The organism is Synechococcus sp. W55.2 (genome assembly GCF_047461635.1).
Classification (GTDB): Bacteria; Cyanobacteriota; Cyanobacteriia; order Thermostichales; family Thermostichaceae; genus Thermostichus.
Genome location: NZ_JANSHM010000014.1, coordinates 1 through 22,245, shown reverse-complemented (window position 1 = coordinate 22,245; position 22,245 = coordinate 1). Strand labels below are relative to the sequence as shown.

Below are 22,245 nucleotides of genomic sequence, written 5' to 3'. Positions count from 1 at the left end.
TCAGCAGGACAGCTGTCCGCTTCACAGTAGCCGATCTCTTGAGAGCGGGAGAACCAACCTAAACCTACATCTGACTGCTGCGGGCAGCCACTCGCAGTTTGGCAGAGCGGGCCCGTGGATTGCGTTGCCGTTCCAGTTCGGAAGGGGACAAGGGCTTGGGGGTGAGCACCTGCCAACGGGGATCCCTGCGGAAGGCCCATTTCACCAAGCGATCTTCAAGGCTATGGAAGCTGATCACGGCCAACCTGCCGCCGGGTTTCAACCAAGTGGGGGCTTGGGCCAGCAAGGTTTCTAAAGCCTCCAGTTCTCGGTTCACGGCAATGCGCAACGCCTGAAAGACCCGAGTGGCCGGGTGAATGCGGCCTCGCCGAGCTGCCGGAGGTACTGCCTGCCAAACCACCTGGGCCAACTGGGTAGTTGTGGCGAGGGGACGAGCCTGCTCGATGTGATGGGCGATGCGGCGGGCAAATCGCTCTTCGCCGTAACGGGTGAAAATCTCGATCAACTCTTCGACCGGGCGATGATTAACCCAATCGGCGGCAGTCTCCTGAGCTGTACTGGGATCCATGCGCATGTCCAGCGGCCCCTCCCCGCGAAAGCTAAATCCCCGCTCAGGACAGTCCAGTTGCGGCGAACTCACCCCCAAGTCGGCCACGATGCCATCGAAGGGGATCCCCTGCCCCTGCTCATCCCGAAAGCCGTGCTGCTGCAGATCGAAATCGGCAAAATTGAGGTGCCACAGTTGGATGCGGCTGCCGGGGATCCCTTCTGCTGCAAAACGCGCTTGCGCCGCCTGCAGAGCCGCCGGATCCCGATCCAACCCCACCACTCGAGCAGCTCCCCCCCGCAGCAGCGCCAAGCTGTGTCCACCCCCTCCCAACGTCACATCCAAAAAAATACCGCCCCCCTGGGGTTGCAGGTAGGCCATCACCTCCTCGGTCAAAACAGAGTCGTGTTGATACACCTTGCCAAGCACGGTCTGCGGGGGTTCTATTTCTGCTGCTACAAAGTTCAGTATCTGCAAAAAAAAGGCCGAGGCCAGGCCCCGACCGAGGAATCCATGTTGTTAAGGTGATCCTCTGGGAAAAGAGGGGTTGCCGTCAAAAGACAGGCTGTCTTGGGATCCCTGGTAAGATCTCTGGGGCATGAGTCCGGGCCTGAGTAACCTGAGTAAGATGAGACTGCTGCCGCTTTTGCCCAGTCTGCCGTCAGGGTTGCTGTGTTGACTCACTCTTCTTCTACCGATATCCTCACTCTCTCGCCGGCCAAGGGCCTGCGCGGCCAAGTGAGCATCCCCGGCGACAAATCCATTTCCCACCGCGCCCTGATGCTGGGATCCCTGGCCGAAGGAGAAACCACCATCCAAGGGCTGTTGCTGGGAGAGGATCCCCGCAGTACGGCAGCCTGTTTTCGGGCGCTGGGGGCAGATATTTCGGAGCTCAACAGCGAGTGTGTTCGCATTCGGGGAGTTGGCCTGGGCCAGCTGCAAGAACCGGCAGACGTGTTGGATGCAGGTAACTCCGGCACCACCTTGCGCCTGATGCTGGGGATCCTGGCGGGCCAGGCCGGGCGCTTTTTTGCCGTCACCGGGGATCGATCCCTGCGCTCGCGGCCCATGGGGCGGGTGGTAGAACCGCTGCGGCAGATGGGGGCCAGCATTTGGGGACGGGCCGGTGGGACGTTGGCACCTTTGGCCGTACAAGGGGGATCCCTCAAGGGCATTCACTACCGCTCCCCGGTGGCTTCGGCGCAGGTGAAATCCTGCCTCTTGCTGGCGGGCCTGCTGGCAGAAGGCACCACCCAAGTCACCGAGCCGGCTCTCTCTCGGGATCACTCGGAACGGATGTTGCGGGCCTTCGGAGCCGACATTCACGTGGATCCAGAGGCGAAAACCGTGGCCGTGGTGGGGGGATCCCGCCTGGTGGGCCAGAGAGTTCAGGTGCCGGGAGATATCAGCTCGGCAGCCTTTTGGCTGGTGGCCGCCTCCATTGTGCCCGAGAGCGAATTGCTGCTCCGGGATGTGGGCCTCAACCCCACCCGTACCGGTGCACTACGGGTGTTGCAGGAGATGGGGGCCGATATTCAAATTGAAAACTGCCGGGAAATGGCCGGCGAGCCCCTGGGAGATCTGCGGGTGCGTTCGGCCCGCTTGCGCGGCTGCACCATCGCCGGCGATCTCATCCCCACCCTGATCGACGAGATCCCGGTTTTGGCGGTGGCGGCGGCCTTTGCCGAAGGGATCACGGTGATTCGCGATGCCGCAGAGCTGCGGGTCAAAGAAAGCGACCGTCTGGCTGCCATAGCCCAAGAGCTGAGCCGCATGGGAGCCCAGGTCACTGAATATCCTGATGGCCTGGAAATCAAGGGAGGGATCCCTCTTCACGGGGCCGAGGTCGACAGCCACGAGGATCACCGCATCGCCATGAGTCTGATGGTGGCAGCTCTAGGAGCGCAGGGATCCACCCTCCTCAGGGGAGCCGACTGTGCCCGCATCTCCTACCCCGACTTCATTCCCACCCTGCAACGATTGACTGCTTCCCCCCTGGAGTCTTGAGAGGGCCCATCTTTAACTTTGCCGCCTCTGCTCCTATGTCGACCTGCCCCAGCCCGCCCGGCCCTATCGCCATCGAACATCTCTGCTTCCGGGTTCCTCCCGGTGGGCAAGCAGCCTTTCTTGAGCAAGACGAGCGGGTTTGGGGATCCGCCCTGCGCCGGCATCCGGGTTTTCTGGGCAAAGAAGTTTGGCTGGATCAAGAGGATCCCGAACTTGTCCACCTCATCCTCCGCTGGGCCAGCCGTGCTGACTGGAAGGCCTTTCCCTCCGAGCAAGTGGAGGCATTGGATCGGCAAATGCGGCCTTTTTATGTGCGCTTGGAACAGGCCAAAGAATACCAGCTCTGGCAGCCCGGCCCTTCTGCAGGGACAGGAAAGCAGGATTAAGGGATCCCTTCAGTCTCAAAACCTACCTCAGAGCCCACCGAGTCAGCCCTGGGGGATCCTGCCAGCCGCTCCTGCTCCACCAGCTCCCGCAAACTGGGCATGGCCACGGCCAAAGGTCCCTCTCGCCGCTGCAGTCCCGCTTCAAAACTCTCAGGGGTGACAATGCCGCCAGAAATGAGCATCTTAAAAGCATCTTCTACAGGCATGAACACTTCCACCACCTGGTCTTCCGGCACGATGGCGTACCAGCCCGTCGTTGGGTTGGGAGTGGTGGGCACAAACACGCTGAGGGAGCGCTGTGACCCACCCGGTTGTATGGGAGTTTGAATGATGCCCGTTACAAAAGCTAGCGCCCAAACCCCAGGCCGGGGGTATTCCACCAGCACCACCCGCCGAAAGCCCTGATTGTTGGGGGCAAACAAAACACTGAGCAATTGCTTCAAGGTCTTGTACACCAGCCCCGCCACCGGAATCGCATGGAGCAACTGTTCGCTGAGATTGAGCAGCCACTGGCCGACAATGTTGCGGGCCATGAAGCCAATCAACAGGATGAGCACAATCGGCGTCAACAGGCCCACCGCCAGATCGATGAGGTTGATCAAGATCGGGTGCAAACCCTGGATGGGATTGAACTGCTTCGGAATGCTGGTCAGAAAGCCAATGCTCCAGGTGGCCACCTCCACCGTCAGCCAAATGGTAGTTGCCAGAGGGATCACCACCAGCAACCCCGCCACGAAGTAGTTCTTCAGATGCTGTTTCCATTGAGAAACCATGGTGAGGTCGTTCCGTCAAGTCAACCGAGTGGATGCAGCGAACCCTTGCAAGTGGAGCTTGCAGATGGCAACCATGATACCTGCCTTCTGCATTGCCCTCATGGGGGGCAGCCGCAACTTGCTCGAAAAAGAAACCGGCCTGCCCAAAAGCGCAGAGCCCCAAACTTTCACGAGGCCGATAATGCTATCTTAGGTCGATATAAAATTTTGTAAAGGCAGGGATCCCGTCCCGAGGCGTTGTGGCCAAGCCCCTGGATGGTTTGCGTTTCTGCTGGGTGTTGCGTGGGAGGCCCTATGTCAGAGTCAGATTGGCTAGAGCATACCTGTCAGGTGGAGGTGCCTGTTCCCATTGAGCAGGTATGGGATTTGTGGGCCAACCTCACCCTCATGCCCCGTTGGATGAAGTGGATCCGCTCGGTGGAATTGCTGGATCAGGAGCTGTCCCGGTGGACACTGGATACCCGCGGCCTCACCTTCAGTTGGATCTCCCGCACCCATACGGTGGTGAAACACCAACACATCGGCTGGAGTTCGGTGGAAGGGCTACCCAACCGGGGCGCGCTGCGCTTTTACGACCGCAAAGGCAGTACCATTGTTAAGCTGTCGGTGGCCTACAAGATCCCGGGGATCCTCGGCAAAATCTTGGATGGCCTGTTTGTGGGCAAAGTGGTGGAGAGCACCATCCAGGCGGATCTGGAGCGCTTCAAAGCCTATGCCCTAGAGCATGCGGGGCCAACCGCCGAAAGTGCCTCGGCCAGCTAGTCTCCGTTCGTCAGGCCCAAGTGTTTCGCCGACCTTCCCCATTGTCAACCCTCGCCACTGCAAAGGCCGCTTCATGTCAGATCCCTCTCCTGAGCCTGTCATTGCCCTCTCTCATCAGCCGGTGGACAACCGCAACATTCGCTTCTCTCTGGAGCGGGGCGAGCTGGATCTGGATCAACTTCTCCTGCTGTTGAACCGCAATGCCTTTTGGGCGCAGAATCGCCAGCGGCAGGAGATGGAGCGGGCCGTTGCTCACAGCCATCCGGTGGTCAGCGCCTGGGATGGGGAGCGCCTGATTGGCTTTGGCCGCGCCACTTCCGATGGGGTTTACCGAGCCGTCCTCTGGGATATCGTGGTTGATCACGATTACCGACGTCAGGGCATTGGGCGCAAGTTGGTGGAAACCCTGATTAGCCATCCCCATCTGCAGTCGGTGGAGCGCGTCTACCTGTTCACAACCCATCAGCGTGGCTTTTACGAGCGGATCGGCTTTGTGGAAAATCCCAGCACCACCTTGGTTTTACACGGGCGCCCTCTGGAGTTTTTAGTCCCGGCTGCCGAGCAGGAGCAGGCTTGACCGACAGGGATCCTGGGTGAGTGTATCTTGAACAACAGTGGGTTGGCTCTGCCTTGGGAGGAGGACGCGCTAGCCTGAAAAGCAAAAAGGGTGAGAGGGTGTACTCATGGCCAATCGCCTCGCCACAAGTTCCAGCCTTTATTTGCGCAAGCACGCCGAGAACCCGGTGGACTGGTGGCCTTGGATCCCCGAGGCTCTGGAGAAAGCCCGGGCCGAGGATAGGCCGATTTTTCTGTCCATCGGCTATTCCAGTTGCCACTGGTGTACGGTCATGGAGGGCGAGGCCTTCTCCAACCCTGAAATTGCCGCCTTTTTGAATGCCCATTTTTTGCCCATCAAGGTGGATCGCGAGGAGCGGCCCGATCTCGACAGCATCTACATGCAGGCGTTGCAGCTCATGAGCGGGCAGGGGGGGTGGCCCCTCAATGTTTTCCTCACGCCCGATGACCTGGTGCCCTTTTACGCCGGCACCTATTTTCCTGTAGAGCCCCGCTTTGGCCGCCCGGGGTTTCTGGCCTTGCTGCAGCGCATCCTGCAGTTTTACCGGCAGGAAAAGGAAAAAATAGAGGAGATGAAAGGCCAGATTTTGACGGCTCTGACCACCCTCAGCGACTTAGTGCCGGAAGACCACATTCCCGCCGACCTGCTGCGCTCTGGGATCCCTAAGATCCAGCCTTTGCTCGCCAATGCCGGGGCGGTGCAGCAATTTCCCATGATGCCCTACGCCCAGTTGGTATTGCGTTCGGCCCGCTTCGACCCACCAGAAGGGATCCCCGGCTCGCAGAGCGCTCTGGAACGGGCCAAAGAGCGAGGCATGGCCTTGGTGCTGGGAGGGATCTTCGACCATGTGGCCGGCGGCTTTCACCGCTACACTGTGGATCCCACCTGGACGGTGCCCCACTTTGAAAAGATGCTCTACGACAACGGGCAGATCCTAGAGTTTCTCTCCGATCTCTGGGCCCATGGGATCCAAGATCCGGCCATTGAGCGGGCGGTGCGGCTGACGGTGGAGTGGGTGGCGCGAGAGATGACCGCCCCTGCCGGATACTTCTACGCCGCTCAAGATGCCGACAGCTTTGCCCGAGCAGAGGATCGGGAGCCGGAAGAGGGAGAGTTCTACGTCTGGCGCTGGCAGGAGCTGCAGGATCTCTTGGGGGAAGAAACCTTCCGCGCCTTGCAGCAGGCGTTTGACCTGTCTCCGGGGGGCAATTTCCCTGATCGGCCCGGCTGCATCGTCTTGCAGCGCAAACAGGGGGGGACGTTGCCGCCAGAAGTTGAAGCCGCCTTGACCACCCATCTGTTTCAGGCACGCTATGGCTCTGCGGAGCGACGAGTTCCCTTCCCTCCGGCAGTGGATGCCCAATCGGCCCGTCTGCAATCCTGGCCAGGGCGAATCCCACCTGTCACCGACACCAAGATGATCGTCTCTTGGAACGCCTTGATGATCTCCGGCCTGGCGCGGGCCTATCAAGTGTTCGGCAACGCAGACTATCTGCAATTCGCTCTGCGGGCTGCCCAATTCATCCTCAGCCAGCAGCGCCACCCTGAGACCGGATCCCTGTTGCGCCTGAACTACGATGGCACAGCTCAGGTGCCCGCCAAATCGGAAGATTACGCCCTGCTGATCAAGGCCCTGTTGGACTTGCAGCAAGCCTGCCTGCCTCTGGTGGGGGATCCCACCCCTCAAGACTGGTTACAGGCTGCCCTCCAGCTCCAGCAGGAGATGGATACGCAACTGTGGGATCCGGCCAGGGGGGGATACTTTGTCAGCGATGCCCAGAGTGCCCCTGAGCTGTTGGTGCGAGAGAAGGAGTTCCAGGACAACGCTACCCCTGCAGCCAATGGGGTGGCCATTGCCAACCTGGTGCGCCTTGCCGCCCTCACTGGAGATCTGGACTACCTGGAGCGGGCAGAGCAGGCCTTGAAAACCTTTGCCCACATCATGAGCACCCAGCCGCGCACCTGCCCCAGCCTTTTTGCCGGACTGGATTGGTACAGCAATTGGGTGAAAGTCACCCTGGAGGCCGATTCCATTCCCGCCTTTCAGCAACGATCTTGGCCCACCACCGTCTTTGCTCTCCCCACCGAAGCCGAACCTCTGCCGGAAGGAGCTCTAGGGCTGGTGTGCTGGGGCAACAAATGCCTGGCCCCTGCCAGTTCTCTCGAGCAAATCCAGTCGCAAATCGGCAAAGGCCAAAATCGAGCTTACTGACCTTTGCCCAACTTTTGCTCAGGGCAGCAGGGATCCCTTTGCCAAGGTTACTGCTGGGGCTCCGCAGGCTTTTCCACCCCAAAAAACTCAATGCGGTAACTTTGGATGCGGGTGCCCGTTTGTTGCTCCACTTGGGCCAGCAGTTCAGGCGGCAGCTCCACGTCCACATCCAAGATGCGGTTGCTATCCAGACAGTTCACGTGGCTGTGAGGATGGGTGCGGTTGCCGTAGCGGCGCCCATCGGCACGATCCAAGCACTCGACAATGTTGTGGCTGGCCAAAGCTTCCAGGTTTTGATAAACGGACGTGTGGCCAATCGGTTTGCCCTGCTGATTTAGGCGATCGTAAATCTCGCGGGCGGAGAGGTGCTCGCCACACTGCCACAGCAGCTCCAGGATATAACGGCGCTGTCGGCTCAAACGCAGATTGCACTCCCGGCACCGTTCCAAAGCAGCTTCCAAAGAATCCAAGGGGCGAGGCATGGAAAACCTCAAGTCATACCGAGTCTGAGATAGGTAGTTGCTCATCTCTACCAAGGTAGCATTTGTGCGTCAACAGTTGTTCAAAAAACACCCCGAACTCTACAAGAGCTGCCGCGCATAACCATCTTCGAGCCGAGTCCAGGCCGTGCGCAGATGGAAGAGCCCAACATCAGCCTTTTGATTTTCTACAATACCGCTGGAGTGTTGGGGGCAAAGATCATGCAGCGGCGCAAGGTAATTCTGGGTTTGTTGGGGTTGGCCAGCAGCAGTGGATTGGCAGGAGCCTATTGGGCCAGTCGGCAGCAGCCCTCTCATCTAGCCCCAGGGATGGGATCCCCTAGAGCCGCTCTCCCCTCTCCTACCCCCCAGCCGACCCCCACCGTCGTCCCCCATCCAGATGCCCCCCATGGCCTCTACATCCCCCCCCGCCGAGATCTGCGCCTCTTGGTCATCAGTGACATGAACGGCATCTACGGCTCGGTGGAATACGACCCAGAGGTGGATCGGGGCATCGGCCTCATCCCCTATCTTCAGCCGGATATTGTTTTGGGAGGAGGAGATATGGTGGCCGGTCAGGATCCCCGCCTGTCGGAGGAGCGCATTCGCGCCATGTGGGCAGCCTTCGACCGGCATGTGGCTGGCCCAATCCGTGCGGCCAAACTTCCCTACGGCTTTACCTTGGGCAATCACGATGCTTCCTGTGCCCGCACCACGCGGGGCGGCTTTCTCTTTCAAAAAGAACGGGATCTGGCCCGCGAGTTTTGGAACGATCCGGCCCACGACCCAGGTTTGAACTTTGTGGATCGGGGGGACTTTCCCTTCTACTACACCTTTGAAAAAGACGATGTGTTTTACCTAGTCTGGGATGCCACCTGCAATTACATCCCGCCCGAACAAATGGCCTGGGCGGAAGCGGCTCTGGCCAGCGAACGGGCTCAGAAGGCCAAGTTGCGCATTGTCATCGGCCATCTGCCCCTCTACGCCATCACTGTCGGGCGCGACGATCCGGGAGAAGTGCTGCTGGAGGCGGATGCCAAACGGGCTCTGCTGGAGAAGTACCGCGTCCACACCTACATCAGCGGCCACGACCACGGCTACTACCCTGGCCACAAAGGGCAACTGCAACTGCTTCACTGCGGCATTCTCGGCTCTGGCCCTCGTCCCCTCTTGGGCAGCCCTCTGCCCCCCCGCAAGACCCTCACCCTTATCGACGTGGATTTCGAGAGCCCAGATGTTACCTATTACACTACCTATCACATGCGGGATCTGAGCGTGATCGACCAAGCAGAGCTGCCCCGTTTCATCACTGGGCACAATGGCTTGGTGCTGCGCCGCGACGTCAATTGGGACAACCTCACCCCCCAAGAAATCGCCACCTGCCAAGCTCGTATTGGATCCCTGTGTCGGGATTAACGTCTCCGTCTTGGCAAAAGATTGATGAGCCGTTTGTAGATGCTCTCGCGAGGGTTCTGCACACTTCGCGAGCAGCCCAGGCTTTTCAACAGATGATTCAAAGCAGCTTTTTCCAGCAACACTAACTATAGCCGCTGCAGCCGTGTCTCTTGCATAACGGATGCCGGTGATTGATTCCAGCGAAACTGTAGAGAGCTTGTGAAGGCAGCAACAAGAAACGTTAAAGAGAACACAAAGTTGGCAACGGAATGTTGGCAGTGTTATCTTCAAGCGCGGTTGACCTACCGTCGCTGAGCCGGTTGACTGTTGCGCCTTTCCCCTGCCATCGAATCCATCAGCAGCCGCAGCGCAAAACTCCTGCTACCCTGGTTGAATGATGGTTTCGTTCCTGGTTGAGGTAGAGGGGAATTTGACAGATGAGCAGGTGCGGGAGGGATTCCACGCCCTCTCTGACCCGATTCGCCTGCGCGTGCTGCAACTGCTGCAGGGGCGTGAGTTGTGTGTTTGTGATCTCTGCGAGGAGCTGAAGGTGAGCCAATCCAAGCTCTCGTTTCACCTAAAAACCCTGCGGGATGCGAAATTGGTCAATGCTCGCCAGCAGGGGCGCTGGATTTACTACAGCCTCAACCCACCCGGTTTTCAGCTCCTGCAGCATTTTTTGGATAGATTGGGGCAAGCTGGCCCTGTCAAGGCCGCAGTTCCCTGTGTGGAAGACCTCTAAGGCGCGCAGGGATCCCAAAATGTCCCTAGAAAAACTGTCGGATCCCGCCCTTATACATTCCGAAGACGGGCTTGCTGCAACACAAGAAATTACAGATGTGAATGGTGTTCCCTGCTGGCAACCCCAGGGATCCCGGCGGGTCAACTCGGAGAAAATGAGGATCCCATCTCCTAAAATCCATCAAAGTTCCCTGACACCAGCTCCCCTGTTGCTTAGTTAGGATTGATACAAGAGAGGTGGGAACAACATGATACGTGAACAGCGAGAAGAGTTGGAACGCATCCACCGAGCACACCTGTGGAATCGCCTCAAGGAGCGGGTGAAACGCGCCCAGTTGAATCCATCTCTGCTGGCTTTGCTGGCACGAGAGGCTTTTGAGTTGGGCTTCCCCCTTCCCTCTTTATCTGACCAACCCCAGGTCAATTCCCCTGCTGAGCAGCCCCAAGATGGAAGTAATCATCGCCGCACAAGGCCTCCGGCCCGCTGGCGCGAACGGTGAGTCCACCCTCTCTTCTGGCCGAGAAAGCGGGCAGCCACGATCATAGGAGAATTTCTCTCCAGAGACTCTCAAAGCAGCTAGTCTAGGCAATGATTTTGAATAAATCAGAGCCCATGATGAACACCGCCGAAGCCCTTCAGATTCTCAACCTTCCGCCGGACGCAACCGAGCGGCAGATCCGGGGGCGACTGTTTCAGGAATACCAAACCCTCAGTACTGCCCTCGCAGAACTGGAGGACGAGCGACAAAGACCCTTGCTAGAGGCGCAACTGGCGCGGCTGAATGAGGCGCGGGATGTATTGCTTAGCGGGGGATCCCAGGCTGAGAAGGGTTTGTCTTGGGTCAGCCCAGAGGACTTGCCCCCCCAGGTGATTGTGCTGCTTTACCAAGCCAATGGGCAGGAGGGAATCTGCACGCGCCAGGTTGGGGGTCAAGATATCGTCATTGCTTTCGAGAGCTCGTTTGCGGCAAGAAAATATGCGCAGAGGCTGGCTCAACAGGGGCTGCCCAAGCCCGTGGCAGAACGCTTTGACACGCAGGAGATCGTCGATTTTTGCCGCAGCGGAGGGTATGGGTTGATGGTGGTTCCGGCCAGCGAAACGCTGGAGCCCCTACAAGAAAGCACGGAAGCTGCCCGTGATTGGCAGGGCAGGTCTTGATGCCGTTTGGCCTCGATCCACTTGCGTTAAGGGTGCCCTCGATGATTAGTGTGGAACCGATCTCTGTGGACGAGTTTCGCCAGCTCATGGCCGCCGATCTGGACGCTTGCTGCGAGGCCTTTGATTTGCGGGCGGAGTACCTGCGTCTGCAGCAACAGCGGCTACGCTCCTGGGGCATGCTGGCCTTTGGTTTGATAGCAATAGCCTTGGTCATCTTCTTGGGGACGCGGGATCCCGGCTCTTGGGTGTCCTATACCGCGGCTGCCGGGATCCTACTGCTGCTCCTGTTGGGGATCCTGAGAGCCAACTTGCGCTTGGGAAAAAGCCTGCATCGCATCCGCCAGCGTTGGCAGGAGGCCCACCTGCTCAACAGCACCCCTGAGATGATGAAGTTTGCCACCAATCTGGCCCGCAAGGTAAAAGACTACAACCACTGGGTCAACGAGCTTCGGCAATCGCTGCAGGGGGGGCAGCATTGGCGGGATTTTCGGCAACTCAGTGAGGCCGAGCAGAAGTACATCCAATCGCTGTTTTTACAAGTGCGGGCCCAACTGGTGATGGCCCTACAGGTGTGCCGAGCTTTGATCGAGGATCCACAAGCCTCTGTGGCTCAGTATCTCAACCAAATGGTTGCCCGGGATCAGCAACTGTTGGAGCAATTTACCGCCAAAAACTTGACTGGCAACCGCTACGCAACCCTGGCTCGTGAGCTGTCCGGCCTGGAGGCAGATCTACAAGCTCAGCTCAGAACCTTGGGCTCTCGATGATACCCTGTTGGAGGTGTCCAGCAGCGTACTCATGGGCAGTAGAGGCACTCGAAAATTGTACGGCCTGTTGCTTGCCGGCGGACTGGGCTTGCTGGGATGCGGGGATCCGAATGTACCTCTGACCCAACCGCCCCCCGATGCTTTTCGGGTTAGCACCCCACGGCCACCGCGCCTAGATCTGTACCCCACCCCACCACCCACGCCAACTCCTACGCCGACACCACCCCCCAGCTTGCTGGAGCTCACAGCCCGTTGGTTGGGGATCCCTTGGCCGCCCCAAGAGACCAGCCTGGTGAGATTGAGCGCCCGCTTCCTGGAGATCCCCCTACCTCCCAAGCCGCGCCGCTCCGCCAGCCCCTCGCCTCAGCCTTCCCCCAGCCCAGAGAGTGAGGAGAGAAGGCAACAAAGCCGGGAAACCTAGTCCGCACCGCTGGCCTCTGGAGATTTAGGCGCCTACGGTCGCCGGCTCCGTTTCTCGAACGCGCAGCTTTTCACAGGGGATGGTGTCTGCCAGAATGGAGCTGGCCATCATGCCCGTGTGAATCTCTAGCTTGGCTCCGGGCACTGCTTCAAAGAGCAGCCGCTGGCCTGGAAAGACCACCCGCTCAAAGTACCAGTTTTCGATATTCGTGATGCGAACCACCTGAATGGAGCTGGTCGCATTGATGTAGCTACAGGTTATTCGCTCTGCTCGTTTTTTATCGGGGATTGCATCGAGTGTTTGCATAATTCAGATTACCAGCCCACGTTGCTCAGCCTATCATCTACCCTAACACTGTCTGGGGATCACTGCGGTAGTCTGCGATACGGCGATCCCAACTGGCAGAAATCAATCCTGGAAAAACATAGTCATTCATAGTCATTCCAAACTAGATTGAAACACTTCCCAAGCGTTCCGCGCCGCTTACAGAGGGAGTCATCCTTCACCCCCAGCCCCTCTCCTTTGGGAGAGGAGAGTTAGGAAGCAATGCCACGGAAAGGTCTCATTCCTGTTTAAAATGACTGTAACTTCTGTATCTTACCTTACCGTTTCGATGTCCAGAAGGGTTCTGCAATTCAAGGCAGATTTGAGGTAGGATTTCTCCCCAAGTTGGGGTAATTTCTCATAGAAAATCTCCACAGAGTAGTAGTCAGGATTACATTTTTCCGTTCCCTTGGAGTTTGGGGATCAGGGCTCTTGGATCCTCGATCCCGTCGTCGGCTGCGGCGAGGATTGGCCGGGATCCCAGTTCAGGCCCTCCACCCGCAGCTCCAGAGCCCCCGACTGGCGCACCGGATTGTATTGCAGGCTGAAGCCATAGGTGCGGCGGTCATAGCCCAGGCGATAGACGACATCCACCTGCTGGCCTGACTGCAAATCTACCGTTGTCTCTGCCCCCACCCGCAGCGGGCCGTACAGTTGTTGCAAAAAGCCCAAGACGAGCTGTTCCCGCGTGGTGATGCGGTCGAACAAAAACGGCGAGGCTCCGGCCAGAAAACCGTTGGAGTAGGTCACCCTCAGGTTGGTGTAGTCGAAGGTATCGGCCACGAAAGCCCCGATCACCGCATCAATGCCAATACTGCCGGCAGTATAGCTCTGGGCCCGGCCATTGGAGTAAAAAGACTGGCTGCTGCTCACGCCGGTGCTGAGCCAGATCCCTTGCTCGATGGGCAGAGCGGAAAAGCGGGGTGGGGGATCCGCCGCCGTCTTGGGAGGGCTCCAGAGGGGAAAGGAGCGATTCAAGGTTGCCCCCAGTTGCAGGCGGGAGAGCTGAATGCGGTCGGTGGTGTTGGCTAAGGCCAACTCCGGATCCGTGTCGATTTCATCCGGCTGCCCCAAGGCATCGATGTAGTCGGCGGCTATGCGGTAGCTGAGATCCAAGCCGGTATTGCCCAGGCGGAGGGTGGGTGAGCGGTAGCTGGCACCGAGGCGGTTTTCCACAATTTGAAACCCCAGGCGACCGCTGAAGAAGCGTTCCCGATAGGCGTAGGTGTAGGCGACTTCTCCGCCATCGCCGGTGGTGATGCGGTGTTCGACCTGGGCTCGCAAGCGCTGAGCAAACTCCTGGAAGACGATCCCCCGCAGCTCGGCAAACAGCGAGGTTTGAGCGTTGGCTTCCGGTTGCCGCCAACGAAAATCGGCCCGCAGCCCGATCCCATCCAAAAGGCCCTGCTCACTGCCCCAAAGACGTTGTGGATACAGTTGCGGGGAGAGCACCAAGCTCACGTTGGGATCCCGCAGCAGCTCGAAGTTGGGTTGCAGGATCAGGCCCCGTCGCAATTCTTCCCTGTCGAAATCATCGTAGAAGATGCTGACCGGAGGCTGACGGTTCAACGAGTCGAAGCGCAGCCGAATGGGCAGGGGCAGAAACAAGACCTGGTCGAAGGCCAGTTGGCCGGCCTCGGCAATCAAAAGGCTGGAGCCATCGGCTTGCAGGGTGGAGGTCACCCGTGGGCTGCGAATCTCCAACTCCGGCGGATCCAGCGGGTCGTTGGTCAGCCGCACCTGTTCTCCTTCCCAGGTGTTGGCATCGAAGCGAATGCGAACGGCACGAAAGCGCACCAACCGCTCTGGCGCCAAAGCGGCTGCCGGGGATCCACTGGCCTGCAACTGGCCAATATCCACCTGCCCGAAGGCCTCTTCCAAAAACCCCCGCTCCTGCTCAAAGTCGTACTCCAGCCGGGATCCCTGAATGCGCTGCCGATCCAGTTGAATAGAAACATTGCCCTCGGCCACAGCCCGCCGCTGTCGCAGTTCAATGCGCAGGCGATCCGCCCGCAACACAGAGCGGCCCAGCCGCATCTCCACATTGCCTTCCGCTTGGAAGACTTCCGCCCGTTGATCGAAGGTTTGCCGGTCAGAACGCAGCCGTAACGTTCGGTCGGCAACGGCGCTGAGGTCAGTCGTATCCATGGGCTGAGCGCCCCCCTTCTTCTGGGACTCCACCTGAGCCGCAGCAGGGCCGGCAACTGCCAACCCCAGCACCCCCAAGCAGAGCCAGAGCAACCGCAACCCTCTCATAATCACCCGGCGCAAAACTTCAACACAGATCCCCTACGGCTTCCCCAGCCCGCTAGCTTGTGGCCAACTGGGAAAGGTTGAGGACTCGGTTGAGCTTGCCGCTGCGGTAGCCCTCCAAATCGAGACTGACATAGAGATAGCCGAAGGATTGCAGGGCCTTGACCAGCGCTTCCAGATTGGTTTTCTGCACAAACTCCACGATCTGATCCGGAGGAAGTTCGATGCGGGCGGTGTCCTTCTCCGAGCGCACCCTGACCTGCCGCCAACCCAAGCTGCGCAAGTAGCGCTCCGCCGCTCCCACCCGACGCAGCTTCTCAGGGGTGATTGCCTCCCCGTAGGGAAAGCGAGAGCTGAGGCAGGGTTGGGCCGGTTTATCCCACCAAGACAGCCCCAGGTGGCGAGACAATTGCCGCACCTCCAGCTTGCTCATCCCCACCTCCGCCAAGGGGGAACGCACGCCGCGCTCCCGAGCTGCCTGTGTCCCCGGTCGGTAATCGGCCAGATCGTCGGCATTGAGACCATCCACCACATGGTTATATCCCTGGGCTTGGGCCAACAGGCGCAAGGTATCGTGCAAGTGGCTTTTGCAGAAGTAACACCGGTTAACGGGGTTGGCGGCGTAGCCCGGATCTTCCAGCTCGTGGGTTTCGACGATCTGATGGCGGATCCCGATTTGCCGAGCCTGCTGAATTGCCTCCTCCAAATCTTCCGGCAGCAGCGAAGGAGAAGCAGCGGTGACGGCCAGGGCCCGCTCCCCCAGCTGATCGCAGGCCAACTTGGCCACCAAGCTGCTATCAACTCCCCCCGAGTAGGCCACCAAGACCCGCTCCATCTCGGCGAAGATCTGGACAAGCTGCTGGAACTTGCGCTGCAGGACGGGATCCCACTCCAGCAGGAGGTTGGCCGTTGTTCCTCCCTCTCCCGGGGGGAGAAGGTCGAGACGAGAAGCGGTTGGGTCTTGGGTTGTGTTCATGAAGCCAGGAGATGCCAAACGTTTGGAGAATCAAGCAAGGGCACCGTCTCGCCACCGCCGGCAGGAGAAAAGCCGGTTGCTATCAGGGGCAGGGATCCCCCCTCTTTCTATTCTTTCCCAGAGATCCCCGACTTTCCAACGCTTCTCCCCAGCATGGGATGCGGGATCCCTCAAGGAAAAGTAGACAATTGGGCAATCTATCCGTAGTCCGCTCACCCGCTGTCGCGATTGTGCTATGCCTCCGGCACCCTACCGGGAACCGCACCGCTTCGCGATACGCTGAATGAAATGGGTTGCAGTGGCCCCTTATAATTTTTTCTGGGTTCTCTGCCGCAATTGACCTCACAGCTTTTTCCGGCGACACTTGCTACAGCCAATGCAGAGATCTCTCTCGGCTATGGGGATCCCACCTATTTTGTAGAACTTCATGAAATCAGAAAAAGCTGTACCCCTCTCCTAGCGCACTATGGCTTTGCAACTTGAACCCGCTAGCCCGCCAGAAGTGGCCGTCTATCAGCCCTATTACGCCGTTGCCCGCCGACAGTACCTAGCCCTCGCGGTGGGCCTCTACAAAAAAGCCAGCCTGGAAGGGCAGAGGGCCATCGAGGGGGAAGAGCCTGTCCGCTTCTTGGCCAGTTGGCACATGTCCCCGTTGCCCTCGGATCTGACGGTGGTTCAGGTGATCTTTGCTCAGGATGCAGATCTCACCTATCAGCTCTCCATCGCCAACTACGAGTTTGTGGATTATCTGATTGATGTCGTCTCTTTGGTGCAGCGCGGACAACAGCCGGATTTCTCCACCGCCTTTTACAAGAAACTGATGCGATATGAAGATTGATCTGGGTTGCTCAGCCACCATCACTCTCTACGACACCACACTGCGGGATGGGGCCCAGCGAGAGGGGCTATCGCTGTCGGTGCAAGACAAGTTACAGATTGCCAAGCTGCTGGATCGGCTGGGGATCCCGTTTATTGAAGGGGGCTGGCCAGGAGCCAATCCCAAGGATGTGCAGTTTTTCTGGCAGATGCGGGAAGAGCCCCTAGAGCAAGCCGAGCTGGTGGCTTTTTGTTCTACCCGCAAGCCGGGGCGGCGGGCGGCAGACGATCCCATGCTGCAGGCCATTTTGGCGGCGGGCACCCGCTATATAACCGTCTTCGGCAAGTCTTGGGATCTCCACGTCACCGAGGGCCTGGGCACCACGCTGCAGGAAAACCTGGCCATGATCCGCGACACCATTGCCTATCTGCGATCCCAGGGGCGGCGGGTCATCTACGATGCCGAGCACTGGTTCGACGCCTACCGCCACAACCCCGACTATGCCCTGCAAACCCTAGCGGCAGCGGCGGCGGCGGGGGCGGAGTGGCTGGTTCTCTGCGATACCAACGGCGGATCCCTGCCCCACGAGATTGCGGCGATCACGGCAGCTGTCTTGGCAGAATCCCATCACCTGCAGCACTTGCCCCTAGGGATCCACACCCACAACGACTCCGGCACTGCTGTGGCCAATGCCCTGGCGGCGGTGCAGGCAGGGGCGCGCATGGTGCAGGGCACCATCAACGGCTATGGGGAACGCTGCGGCAATGCCGACCTGTGCAGCGTCATTCCCAACTTGCAACTGAAGCTGGGCTATCGCTGTCTGCCGCAAGAGAAGCTGCAACACCTGACGGAGATCTCCCGCTCCATCAGCGAGGTGGTCAATTTGGCCCCGGATGACCATGCTCCGTTTGTGGGCCTATCGGCCTTTGCCCACAAGGGCGGGATCCACGTCAGCGCCGTTCAGAAAAACCCCCTCACCTACGAGCACATCGCCCCGGAGCAAGTGGGCAACTGTCGCCGCATTGTGGTCTCGGAACAGGCGGGGCTGAGCAACATCCTCCACAAAATGGCCGGATTCGGGATCCGGCTGGAGAAGTCGGATCCGCAGGTGCGCTTGATTTTGGAGCGGCTGAAAACCCTGGAGCTGCAGGGCTACCAGTTTGAGGCGGCTGAGGCCAGCTTTGAGCTGTTGGTGCGGGGCTTGCTGGGACAACGCTCCCATCCTTTTGAGGTGCTCAGCTTCAACGTGACGACCACCACACGCTCCGATTGGAACAGCAAAGACCGGGATCCCAGTGGCGAAGCAACGGATGTGCAATCTTTGGCGGCGGTGAAGATAGCGGTGCAGGGGCAAACTCGAGTGACAGCGGCGGAAGGCAATGGGCCGGTGGCCGCTCTGGATGGGGCGTTGCGCAAGGCGCTGCTGGAGTTTTATCCCCAACTGGAAGCGATTCACCTGTCCGACTACAAGGTGCGCATTTTGGATGGGCGAGCCGGCACCTCGGCCAAAACGCGCGTGCTGGTGGAGTTTAGCGACGGTCACCGCCGTTGGACAACGGTGGGGGTTTCCACCAACATCATCGAGGCCTCCTGTCGGGCTTTGGTGGAGGGCTTTGAGTATAGCCTGCTGCCGCCCAGCTCTCCTTTGCCGGCTGCGGCAGAGCACCGTTCTTCTCCGCTGGCTGCAAAAACGGCCTCCCCTTGAAGAAAAACCTTCAACTGGCTTTACCCTGGCAGCGCCCCTCTACCCCAGCAAGCTAAACCGTAACCACGACAGCTATGCGAATCATCGGCCTGACAGGCGGAGTGGGCACGGGCAAATCCACGGTGGCCCGCATCCTGGAGCAGCACGGGATCCCAGTAGCCGATGCCGATCAAATGGCCCGCCAGGCCTTGGCGGTGGGATCCCCCATTCGCGAGCGGGTACTGGAACGCTATGGGAAGGCCATCCAAACACCCTCCGGGGATCTGGATCGCCGGCGGTTGGGCCAGATCGTGTTTGCAGATGCCGCTGAGCGGGCTTGGCTAGAGGCCCAAATCCACCCTTTCGTTAGAGCTCAACTGCAAGATTTTCTGTCCGCGTTGGCGGAGCAGAGCTCTGAGGCGCATGGCGTGTTGCTTGAGGAAGGGCCTGGTTCCCAAAAGAACAGCGGGCCAGGGTTTTCCTCTGCCCAGGGATCCCAAACCGTTTGTCTGATGATCCCGTTGCTGTTTGAAGCCCACATGGAAAATTGGGCCAGCGAGATTTGGGTGGTGACTTGCACTCCAGAGCAGCAGCGGCAACGCCTTGCCCGCCGGGATCTTCTTACACCGGCAGAAATCGAAGCTCGCATCGCCAGCCAGTGGCCTTTGGCGGAAAAAGTGCGCCGTGCCGATGTGGTGCTGGACAACTCCGGATCCCTGGCTGAGCTGGAAGCCCAGGTGAAGCAAGCTTTGGCGTCGGCGGGCCAGAGGCCATTTGCCTCACCCCCGCGGGCCGGATACAGTGACGGGTAGGGGATCCCCTACGCCCCGGTGGGACGGAGGGTAGCCATGTACGGGTGGGTTGAGGGAGAAGCGATGCAGGAAGCAGGCTGCGTTGGCGAGACGGAGTTTGCTCAAGCTCTGGCCGCGCGGGAGCGGGAAATCCAGCTTTTGCGAGAGCGCAATCGCATCTTGCAGGGCCAGATAGACCTTCTGGAGCTGCGCCAAGAAAAGCAACACCGGCAAATTCGCAGCTATGAGGCGGAGATCGAGCAGCTTTACCAAGAGAAGCAGTTGCTGGAGCAGATGATCCAGGAGTTGCCGGAGCTCTACCGGCGCAAGCTGCAGGCCCGCCTTCAGCCCATTCGCGAGCGCATCGCCGCCATCCAGGCCGAGAATCGCCAGCTTAGGAAGGAGTTGTACCAGCTCAGCTACCGCGTGCAGCACATGGATCAGCTTGACTCGCCCGGCTGGAGAGTGCAACTGCCCCAGCTTCCCTCTCTGCGTCGCCGGGATCCCAAGTCCCCTGGCCCGCCGCCGGTCACGTTAGCAGAGGGGAGCACAAAAGCTCTGCCGGTCTCCCCCCCTGGTGTCCAGCCCTGCTCTTGATGGGCAGGGAGGGATCCCTTCATCGAGGAGCCAGAATGAGAAGAGAGAAGCGAGAAGAGAGAAGTGAGGCTCTTTCCTCTTTTCTCTCTCCTCTTTGCTCTCTGCTCTCTCCTCTTCCGGTTGGGGCGCTGCTGGCAAGGACTCCGTCCCACTATCGCGACCGGAGATCTCGGAAATGGCTGCTGCCGGCAAGTACGAACCCCTTCATCTGAAATATCGCCCGCAGCGCTTTGCCGATGTGGTCGGCCAAGGAGCGGTGGTGCAAACGCTGGCCAATGCCATCCGGCTGGGGCGGGTGGCGCCTGCCTATTTGTTCTGCGGGCCGCGGGGCACGGGAAAAACCTCCAGCGCCCGCATCTTGGCCAAGTCTTTGAATTGTGAACAGGGGCCGACGCCGGATCCCTGCCAGGCGTGCAGCCAATGCCGCGCCATCACTGCGGGAGCCTCCCTGGATGTTCTCGAGATTGACGCGGCCAGCAACACCGGCGTAGACAACATCCGCGAGCTGATCGAGCGGGCCCAGTTTGCCCCGGTGAACAGCCGCTACAAAGTCTATGTCATCGACGAGTGCCACATGCTCAGCAATGCGGCCTTCAACGCCTTGCTGAAAACTCTTGAAGAGCCGCCCCCCCGCGTGGTATTCGTCCTGGCCACCACTGACCCGCAGCGGGTTTTGCCCACCATTGTTTCCCGCTGTCAGCGGTTTGACTTCCGCCGCATCCCCCTCGACGACATGGTGGCCCACCTGGGCAAGATCGCCGCCCAAGAAGGGATCCCTATCACGCCGGAGGCGCTGCAACTGGTGGCCCAACTTTCCCAAGGGGGCCTGAGGGACGCCGAACGCCTGCTGGACCAGCTCAGCCTCTTGGAAGGATCCATCACCCCGGAGGCGGTTTGGGACTTGGTGGGCGGGATCCCGGAACAGCAGCTTTTGGCTCTGATGGATGCGCTGCTGGCTCAGGATGTGCAGGCGGTGCTCAGCCAAACTCGGCAATTGTTGGAGCGGGGCAAAGAGCCCTTAGCCCTGTTGCAGAACTTGGTGGCCCTTTACCGGGATCTGCTGCTGGTCAAGACAGCCCCCCAGCAACGGGAGTTGGTGGCTGTAACGGACTCCACCTGGGCAGCCCTGCAGCAACGGGCCCCTCGCTACTCGGTGGAGATACTGCTGGCAGCCCAGAGCCATCTGCGCCAGTGTGAGCCGCAAATTCGTCAAAGCGGACAGCCCCAACTGTGGTTGGAAATTGCCCTAGTGGATCTGCTGGGCCAGCTGCGCCCAAGCATGGTGGCTGAGGATTCAGCGGAACGGAGTCCTTTCCCAGCCCTTGACCTATCTCCTGCACTTCAGAGAACTCCCCCGGACGGGACAGCCCCTCCGGCCCCTGCTGCGACCATCAGCCCATCAAGCCCATCAACTGTTGGTGAGATAGATGAATTAACTGTTGGGCCTTCAGCCTCCCCTGCTGTTGCGTCGAGCCAGAAGGCAGATCGCGCTACTCGGACGGAGTCCTCGGAGCAGCCCGGAGAACCGGCAAGGGACGCCGCCACAGTCAAGCTGCTGCGCCCCCACTGGGACGAGTTCCTCAAGCGCCTCTCTCCCCTCACCAAGGCTCTGATGGGATCCGGCCACCTGCACCAAGAGACTCCTGAAGCAATTACCCTCGCCTTTCCCAGCAAGGGTCTGGTGGAAAAAGTGCGCAGCAAAGAAGCCGAACTGCGGTCGGTGCTCCACAACCTGCTGCAGCGCCCTGTGCAGCTCAACTTGATTGTGCAGCGCTCCAGCGGGCCGCATGTTTCCATTCGCGTCAGTGGGACGGAGTCCTCGGCACTGCTCAGCCGAGAAACAGACCTGCCCCCCGCCCCCGTGGCCCCGGATCCTGTCACCACGCCGGGGTTGCAGAGCGATAGCACCAACAGTCGTGCTTCCTCAAGGGAGCCCAGAGCAGAACCGCAGAGCCACGGCCTTGCCCGGCGACAGCAACATTCCCCTTCTGACTCCAGCCCACCTTCGCCAGAGCCTGAGCGGGACAATCCTATGGGTGGCCCCAAGGTGGCCGGCTTGGCAACCCAAGGACTTTTTCCTGCCGGTGCGAACAAAGTGCTCCGCACCGCTGTCGCGACCGATTCTCCAAGTCGTGCAGAGCGCCGCGACACCCTGCACGGTGGGCAGTCCTTCGAGCTAACCCAGGAGCTGGCGGAGATTGCCCGCCGTTTTGCCGACCACTTCAACGGCAGCTTGGTGGATTTGGAAGGGGTGTTGGAGTCTGACGTGACGGGATCCACGGAAGAGCTCTCCTCAATAGAGGCTATAGAAGCCGAGGGATCCCCTGACCTGCTCTCCGGTGAGACCTACGGCTCGCCAACAGGAGCAGAGCCGTCCGCGTCAGCGGGGCGGAGTCCTCATCCCGTAGACTTTCCCAATGCAGTAAGGAATCCGTCCTACCGGCGTGAGCAGTCTTCTCAGCTTGCCGTTCGCCTCAGCGGGACGGAGTCCTTGGAGGAGGAGCATGCCTCTAACCCCCAAAACCCTGAACTTTGCTGAATTTACTGAGCTTTAGGCGGTTTGGCAAAAGTCATTGA

22 protein-coding genes are annotated in these 22,245 nt (G+C 59.6%); 16 read left to right on the top strand and 6 right to left on the bottom strand.

The window, feature by feature from the left end; translation table 11 throughout:
* Positions 1-64 precede the first annotated feature (64 nt).
* A complete protein-coding gene (rsmH, locus tag NW828_RS04795) occupies positions 65-976 on the bottom strand; it encodes a 16S rRNA (cytosine(1402)-N(4))-methyltransferase RsmH (protein ID WP_414357048.1) in 912 nt (303 codons plus the stop codon).
* Between the two features lie 243 nt (positions 977-1,219).
* Here rsmH and aroA point away from each other — a divergent pair, with 243 nt between their 5' ends.
* Positions 1,220-2,554: a 3-phosphoshikimate 1-carboxyvinyltransferase gene (gene aroA / locus NW828_RS04790; RefSeq protein WP_414381996.1), complete on the top strand. Its 1,335-nt coding sequence runs from the start codon at positions 1,220-1,222 to the stop codon at positions 2,552-2,554.
* 35 nt (positions 2,555-2,589) lie between these two features.
* Positions 2,590-2,940, top strand: a complete 351-nt coding sequence (locus NW828_RS04785; RefSeq protein ID WP_011432948.1) for a TIGR03792 family protein — start codon at positions 2,590-2,592, stop codon at positions 2,938-2,940.
* Here NW828_RS04785 and NW828_RS04780 read toward each other — a convergent pair.
* The gene (locus tag NW828_RS04780; protein WP_414381993.1) at positions 2,937-3,713 is read right to left on the bottom strand and encodes a DUF502 domain-containing protein; all 777 of its coding nucleotides are present in this window, start codon (positions 3,711-3,713) and stop codon (positions 2,937-2,939) included. The genes NW828_RS04785 and NW828_RS04780 overlap by 4 nt on opposite strands.
* A gap of 294 nt (positions 3,714-4,007) precedes the next feature.
* Here NW828_RS04780 and NW828_RS04775 point away from each other — a divergent pair, with 294 nt between their 5' ends.
* The 3 genes from NW828_RS04775 (at position 4,008) to NW828_RS04765 (ending at position 7,264) form a co-directional block, all read left to right on the top strand.
* On the top strand, positions 4,008-4,475 hold the full coding sequence (locus tag NW828_RS04775; protein ID WP_414357051.1) for an SRPBCC family protein: 468 nt from the start codon (positions 4,008-4,010) through the stop codon (positions 4,473-4,475).
* A 73-nt stretch (positions 4,476-4,548) separates the two neighbouring features.
* Positions 4,549-5,052, top strand: a complete 504-nt coding sequence (locus NW828_RS04770; RefSeq protein WP_414381990.1) for a GNAT family N-acetyltransferase — start codon at positions 4,549-4,551, stop codon at positions 5,050-5,052.
* Positions 5,053-5,158: 106 nt separating this feature from the next.
* Complete coding sequence (locus NW828_RS04765; protein ID WP_414381987.1) at positions 5,159-7,264, top strand: thioredoxin domain-containing protein; 2,106 nt, start codon at positions 5,159-5,161, stop codon at positions 7,262-7,264.
* Between the two features lie 47 nt (positions 7,265-7,311).
* Here the strand turns inward: NW828_RS04765 and NW828_RS04760 are convergent, their stop codons facing one another.
* Positions 7,312-7,746 carry a Fur family transcriptional regulator gene (locus tag NW828_RS04760; protein ID WP_414331897.1) on the bottom strand — a complete coding sequence of 145 codons (435 nt, stop codon included), beginning with the start codon at positions 7,744-7,746 and terminating at the stop codon, positions 7,312-7,314.
* 153 nt (positions 7,747-7,899) lie between these two features.
* On the opposite strand from NW828_RS04760, the gene NW828_RS04755 reads away from it, so the two are divergent.
* From NW828_RS04755 to NW828_RS04730, 6 genes are all read left to right on the top strand, one after another.
* On the top strand, positions 7,900-9,159 hold the full coding sequence (locus NW828_RS04755) for a metallophosphoesterase family protein (protein WP_238376945.1): 1,260 nt from the start codon (positions 7,900-7,902) through the stop codon (positions 9,157-9,159).
* A 376-nt stretch (positions 9,160-9,535) separates the two neighbouring features.
* Positions 9,536-9,880 (top strand): ArsR/SmtB family transcription factor, encoded by a 345-nt coding sequence (locus NW828_RS04750; protein WP_414330075.1) that lies wholly within the window; start codon positions 9,536-9,538, stop codon positions 9,878-9,880.
* Positions 9,881-10,127: 247 nt separating this feature from the next.
* A complete protein-coding gene (locus NW828_RS04745; RefSeq protein ID WP_414381985.1) occupies positions 10,128-10,379 on the top strand; it encodes a hypothetical protein in 252 nt (83 codons plus the stop codon).
* An 89-nt stretch (positions 10,380-10,468) separates the two neighbouring features.
* Positions 10,469-11,038: a DUF3110 domain-containing protein gene (locus tag NW828_RS04740; RefSeq protein ID WP_414343197.1), complete on the top strand. Its 570-nt coding sequence runs from the start codon at positions 10,469-10,471 to the stop codon at positions 11,036-11,038.
* A gap of 41 nt (positions 11,039-11,079) precedes the next feature.
* On the top strand, positions 11,080-11,805 hold the full coding sequence (locus tag NW828_RS04735) for a hypothetical protein (protein ID WP_414381982.1): 726 nt from the start codon (positions 11,080-11,082) through the stop codon (positions 11,803-11,805).
* Positions 11,806-11,836: 31 nt separating this feature from the next.
* The gene (locus NW828_RS04730) at positions 11,837-12,226 is read left to right on the top strand and encodes a hypothetical protein (protein WP_414381980.1); all 390 of its coding nucleotides are present in this window, start codon (positions 11,837-11,839) and stop codon (positions 12,224-12,226) included.
* A 24-nt stretch (positions 12,227-12,250) separates the two neighbouring features.
* Here the strand turns inward: NW828_RS04730 and NW828_RS04725 are convergent, their stop codons facing one another.
* The 3 genes from NW828_RS04725 to larE all read right to left on the bottom strand — a co-directional run bounded on the left by NW828_RS04725 (position 12,251) and on the right by larE (position 15,779).
* Entirely contained in the window at positions 12,251-12,532 is a 282-nt protein-coding gene (locus NW828_RS04725) for a DUF1830 domain-containing protein (protein ID WP_414343190.1), read from the bottom strand.
* A 441-nt stretch (positions 12,533-12,973) separates the two neighbouring features.
* A complete protein-coding gene (locus NW828_RS04720) occupies positions 12,974-14,806 on the bottom strand; it encodes a DUF3769 domain-containing protein (protein WP_414381978.1) in 1,833 nt (610 codons plus the stop codon).
* 52 nt (positions 14,807-14,858) lie between these two features.
* The gene (gene larE, locus NW828_RS04715; RefSeq protein WP_414381975.1) at positions 14,859-15,779 is read right to left on the bottom strand and encodes an ATP-dependent sacrificial sulfur transferase LarE; all 921 of its coding nucleotides are present in this window, start codon (positions 15,777-15,779) and stop codon (positions 14,859-14,861) included.
* A gap of 466 nt (positions 15,780-16,245) precedes the next feature.
* Here larE and ebsA point away from each other — a divergent pair, with 466 nt between their 5' ends.
* The 5 genes from ebsA (at position 16,246) to NW828_RS04690 (ending at position 22,207) form a co-directional block, all read left to right on the top strand.
* Positions 16,246-16,617: a type IV pilus biogenesis protein EbsA gene (gene ebsA / locus NW828_RS04710; RefSeq protein ID WP_414332026.1), complete on the top strand. Its 372-nt coding sequence runs from the start codon at positions 16,246-16,248 to the stop codon at positions 16,615-16,617.
* Positions 16,607-18,301, top strand: a complete 1,695-nt coding sequence (cimA, locus tag NW828_RS04705; protein ID WP_414343179.1) for a citramalate synthase — start codon at positions 16,607-16,609, stop codon at positions 18,299-18,301. The genes ebsA and cimA overlap by 11 nt, the downstream gene beginning before the upstream one ends.
* Positions 18,302-18,375: 74 nt before the next feature.
* Positions 18,376-19,092, top strand: coding sequence for a dephospho-CoA kinase (gene coaE / locus NW828_RS04700; RefSeq protein WP_414381972.1), 717 nt, complete (start codon positions 18,376-18,378; stop codon positions 19,090-19,092).
* A gap of 36 nt (positions 19,093-19,128) precedes the next feature.
* Positions 19,129-19,668, top strand: a complete 540-nt coding sequence (locus NW828_RS04695; protein WP_414381970.1) for a hypothetical protein — start codon at positions 19,129-19,131, stop codon at positions 19,666-19,668.
* Between the two features lie 175 nt (positions 19,669-19,843).
* Complete coding sequence (locus tag NW828_RS04690) at positions 19,844-22,207, top strand: DNA polymerase III subunit gamma/tau (RefSeq protein ID WP_414381967.1); 2,364 nt, start codon at positions 19,844-19,846, stop codon at positions 22,205-22,207.
* Positions 22,208-22,245: the final 38 nt, after the last annotated feature.

What these genes read in the sequence shown, in the direction of transcription:
- NW828_RS04760 (WP_414331897.1), bottom strand. Translation starts at nt 7,746, where the DNA reads ATGCCTCGCCCCTTGGATTCTTTGGAAGCTGCTTTGGAACGGTGCCGG.
- NW828_RS04765 (WP_414381987.1), top strand. Translation starts at nt 5,159, where the DNA reads ATGGCCAATCGCCTCGCCACAAGTTCCAGCCTTTATTTGCGCAAGCAC.
- NW828_RS04695 (WP_414381970.1), top strand. Translation starts at nt 19,129, where the DNA reads ATGTACGGGTGGGTTGAGGGAGAAGCGATGCAGGAAGCAGGCTGCGTT.
- coaE (WP_414381972.1), top strand. Translation starts at nt 18,376, where the DNA reads ATGCGAATCATCGGCCTGACAGGCGGAGTGGGCACGGGCAAATCCACG.
- NW828_RS04750 (WP_414330075.1), top strand. Translation starts at nt 9,536, where the DNA reads ATGGTTTCGTTCCTGGTTGAGGTAGAGGGGAATTTGACAGATGAGCAG.
- NW828_RS04720 (WP_414381978.1), bottom strand. Translation starts at nt 14,806, where the DNA reads ATGAGAGGGTTGCGGTTGCTCTGGCTCTGCTTGGGGGTGCTGGGGTTG.
- NW828_RS04725 (WP_414343190.1), bottom strand. Translation starts at nt 12,532, where the DNA reads ATGCAAACACTCGATGCAATCCCCGATAAAAAACGAGCAGAGCGAATA.
- NW828_RS04740 (WP_414343197.1), top strand. Translation starts at nt 10,469, where the DNA reads ATGATTTTGAATAAATCAGAGCCCATGATGAACACCGCCGAAGCCCTT.
- NW828_RS04755 (WP_238376945.1), top strand. Translation starts at nt 7,900, where the DNA reads ATGGAAGAGCCCAACATCAGCCTTTTGATTTTCTACAATACCGCTGGA.
- NW828_RS04730 (WP_414381980.1), top strand. Translation starts at nt 11,837, where the DNA reads ATGGGCAGTAGAGGCACTCGAAAATTGTACGGCCTGTTGCTTGCCGGC.
- NW828_RS04780 (WP_414381993.1), bottom strand. Translation starts at nt 3,713, where the DNA reads ATGGTTTCTCAATGGAAACAGCATCTGAAGAACTACTTCGTGGCGGGG.
- NW828_RS04785 (WP_011432948.1), top strand. Translation starts at nt 2,590, where the DNA reads ATGTCGACCTGCCCCAGCCCGCCCGGCCCTATCGCCATCGAACATCTC.
- NW828_RS04770 (WP_414381990.1), top strand. Translation starts at nt 4,549, where the DNA reads ATGTCAGATCCCTCTCCTGAGCCTGTCATTGCCCTCTCTCATCAGCCG.
- larE (WP_414381975.1), bottom strand. Translation starts at nt 15,779, where the DNA reads ATGAACACAACCCAAGACCCAACCGCTTCTCGTCTCGACCTTCTCCCC.
- ebsA (WP_414332026.1), top strand. Translation starts at nt 16,246, where the DNA reads ATGGCTTTGCAACTTGAACCCGCTAGCCCGCCAGAAGTGGCCGTCTAT.
- NW828_RS04745 (WP_414381985.1), top strand. Translation starts at nt 10,128, where the DNA reads ATGATACGTGAACAGCGAGAAGAGTTGGAACGCATCCACCGAGCACAC.
- NW828_RS04690 (WP_414381967.1), top strand. Translation starts at nt 19,844, where the DNA reads ATGGCTGCTGCCGGCAAGTACGAACCCCTTCATCTGAAATATCGCCCG.
- NW828_RS04735 (WP_414381982.1), top strand. Translation starts at nt 11,080, where the DNA reads ATGATTAGTGTGGAACCGATCTCTGTGGACGAGTTTCGCCAGCTCATG.
- cimA (WP_414343179.1), top strand. Translation starts at nt 16,607, where the DNA reads ATGAAGATTGATCTGGGTTGCTCAGCCACCATCACTCTCTACGACACC.
- NW828_RS04775 (WP_414357051.1), top strand. Translation starts at nt 4,008, where the DNA reads ATGTCAGAGTCAGATTGGCTAGAGCATACCTGTCAGGTGGAGGTGCCT.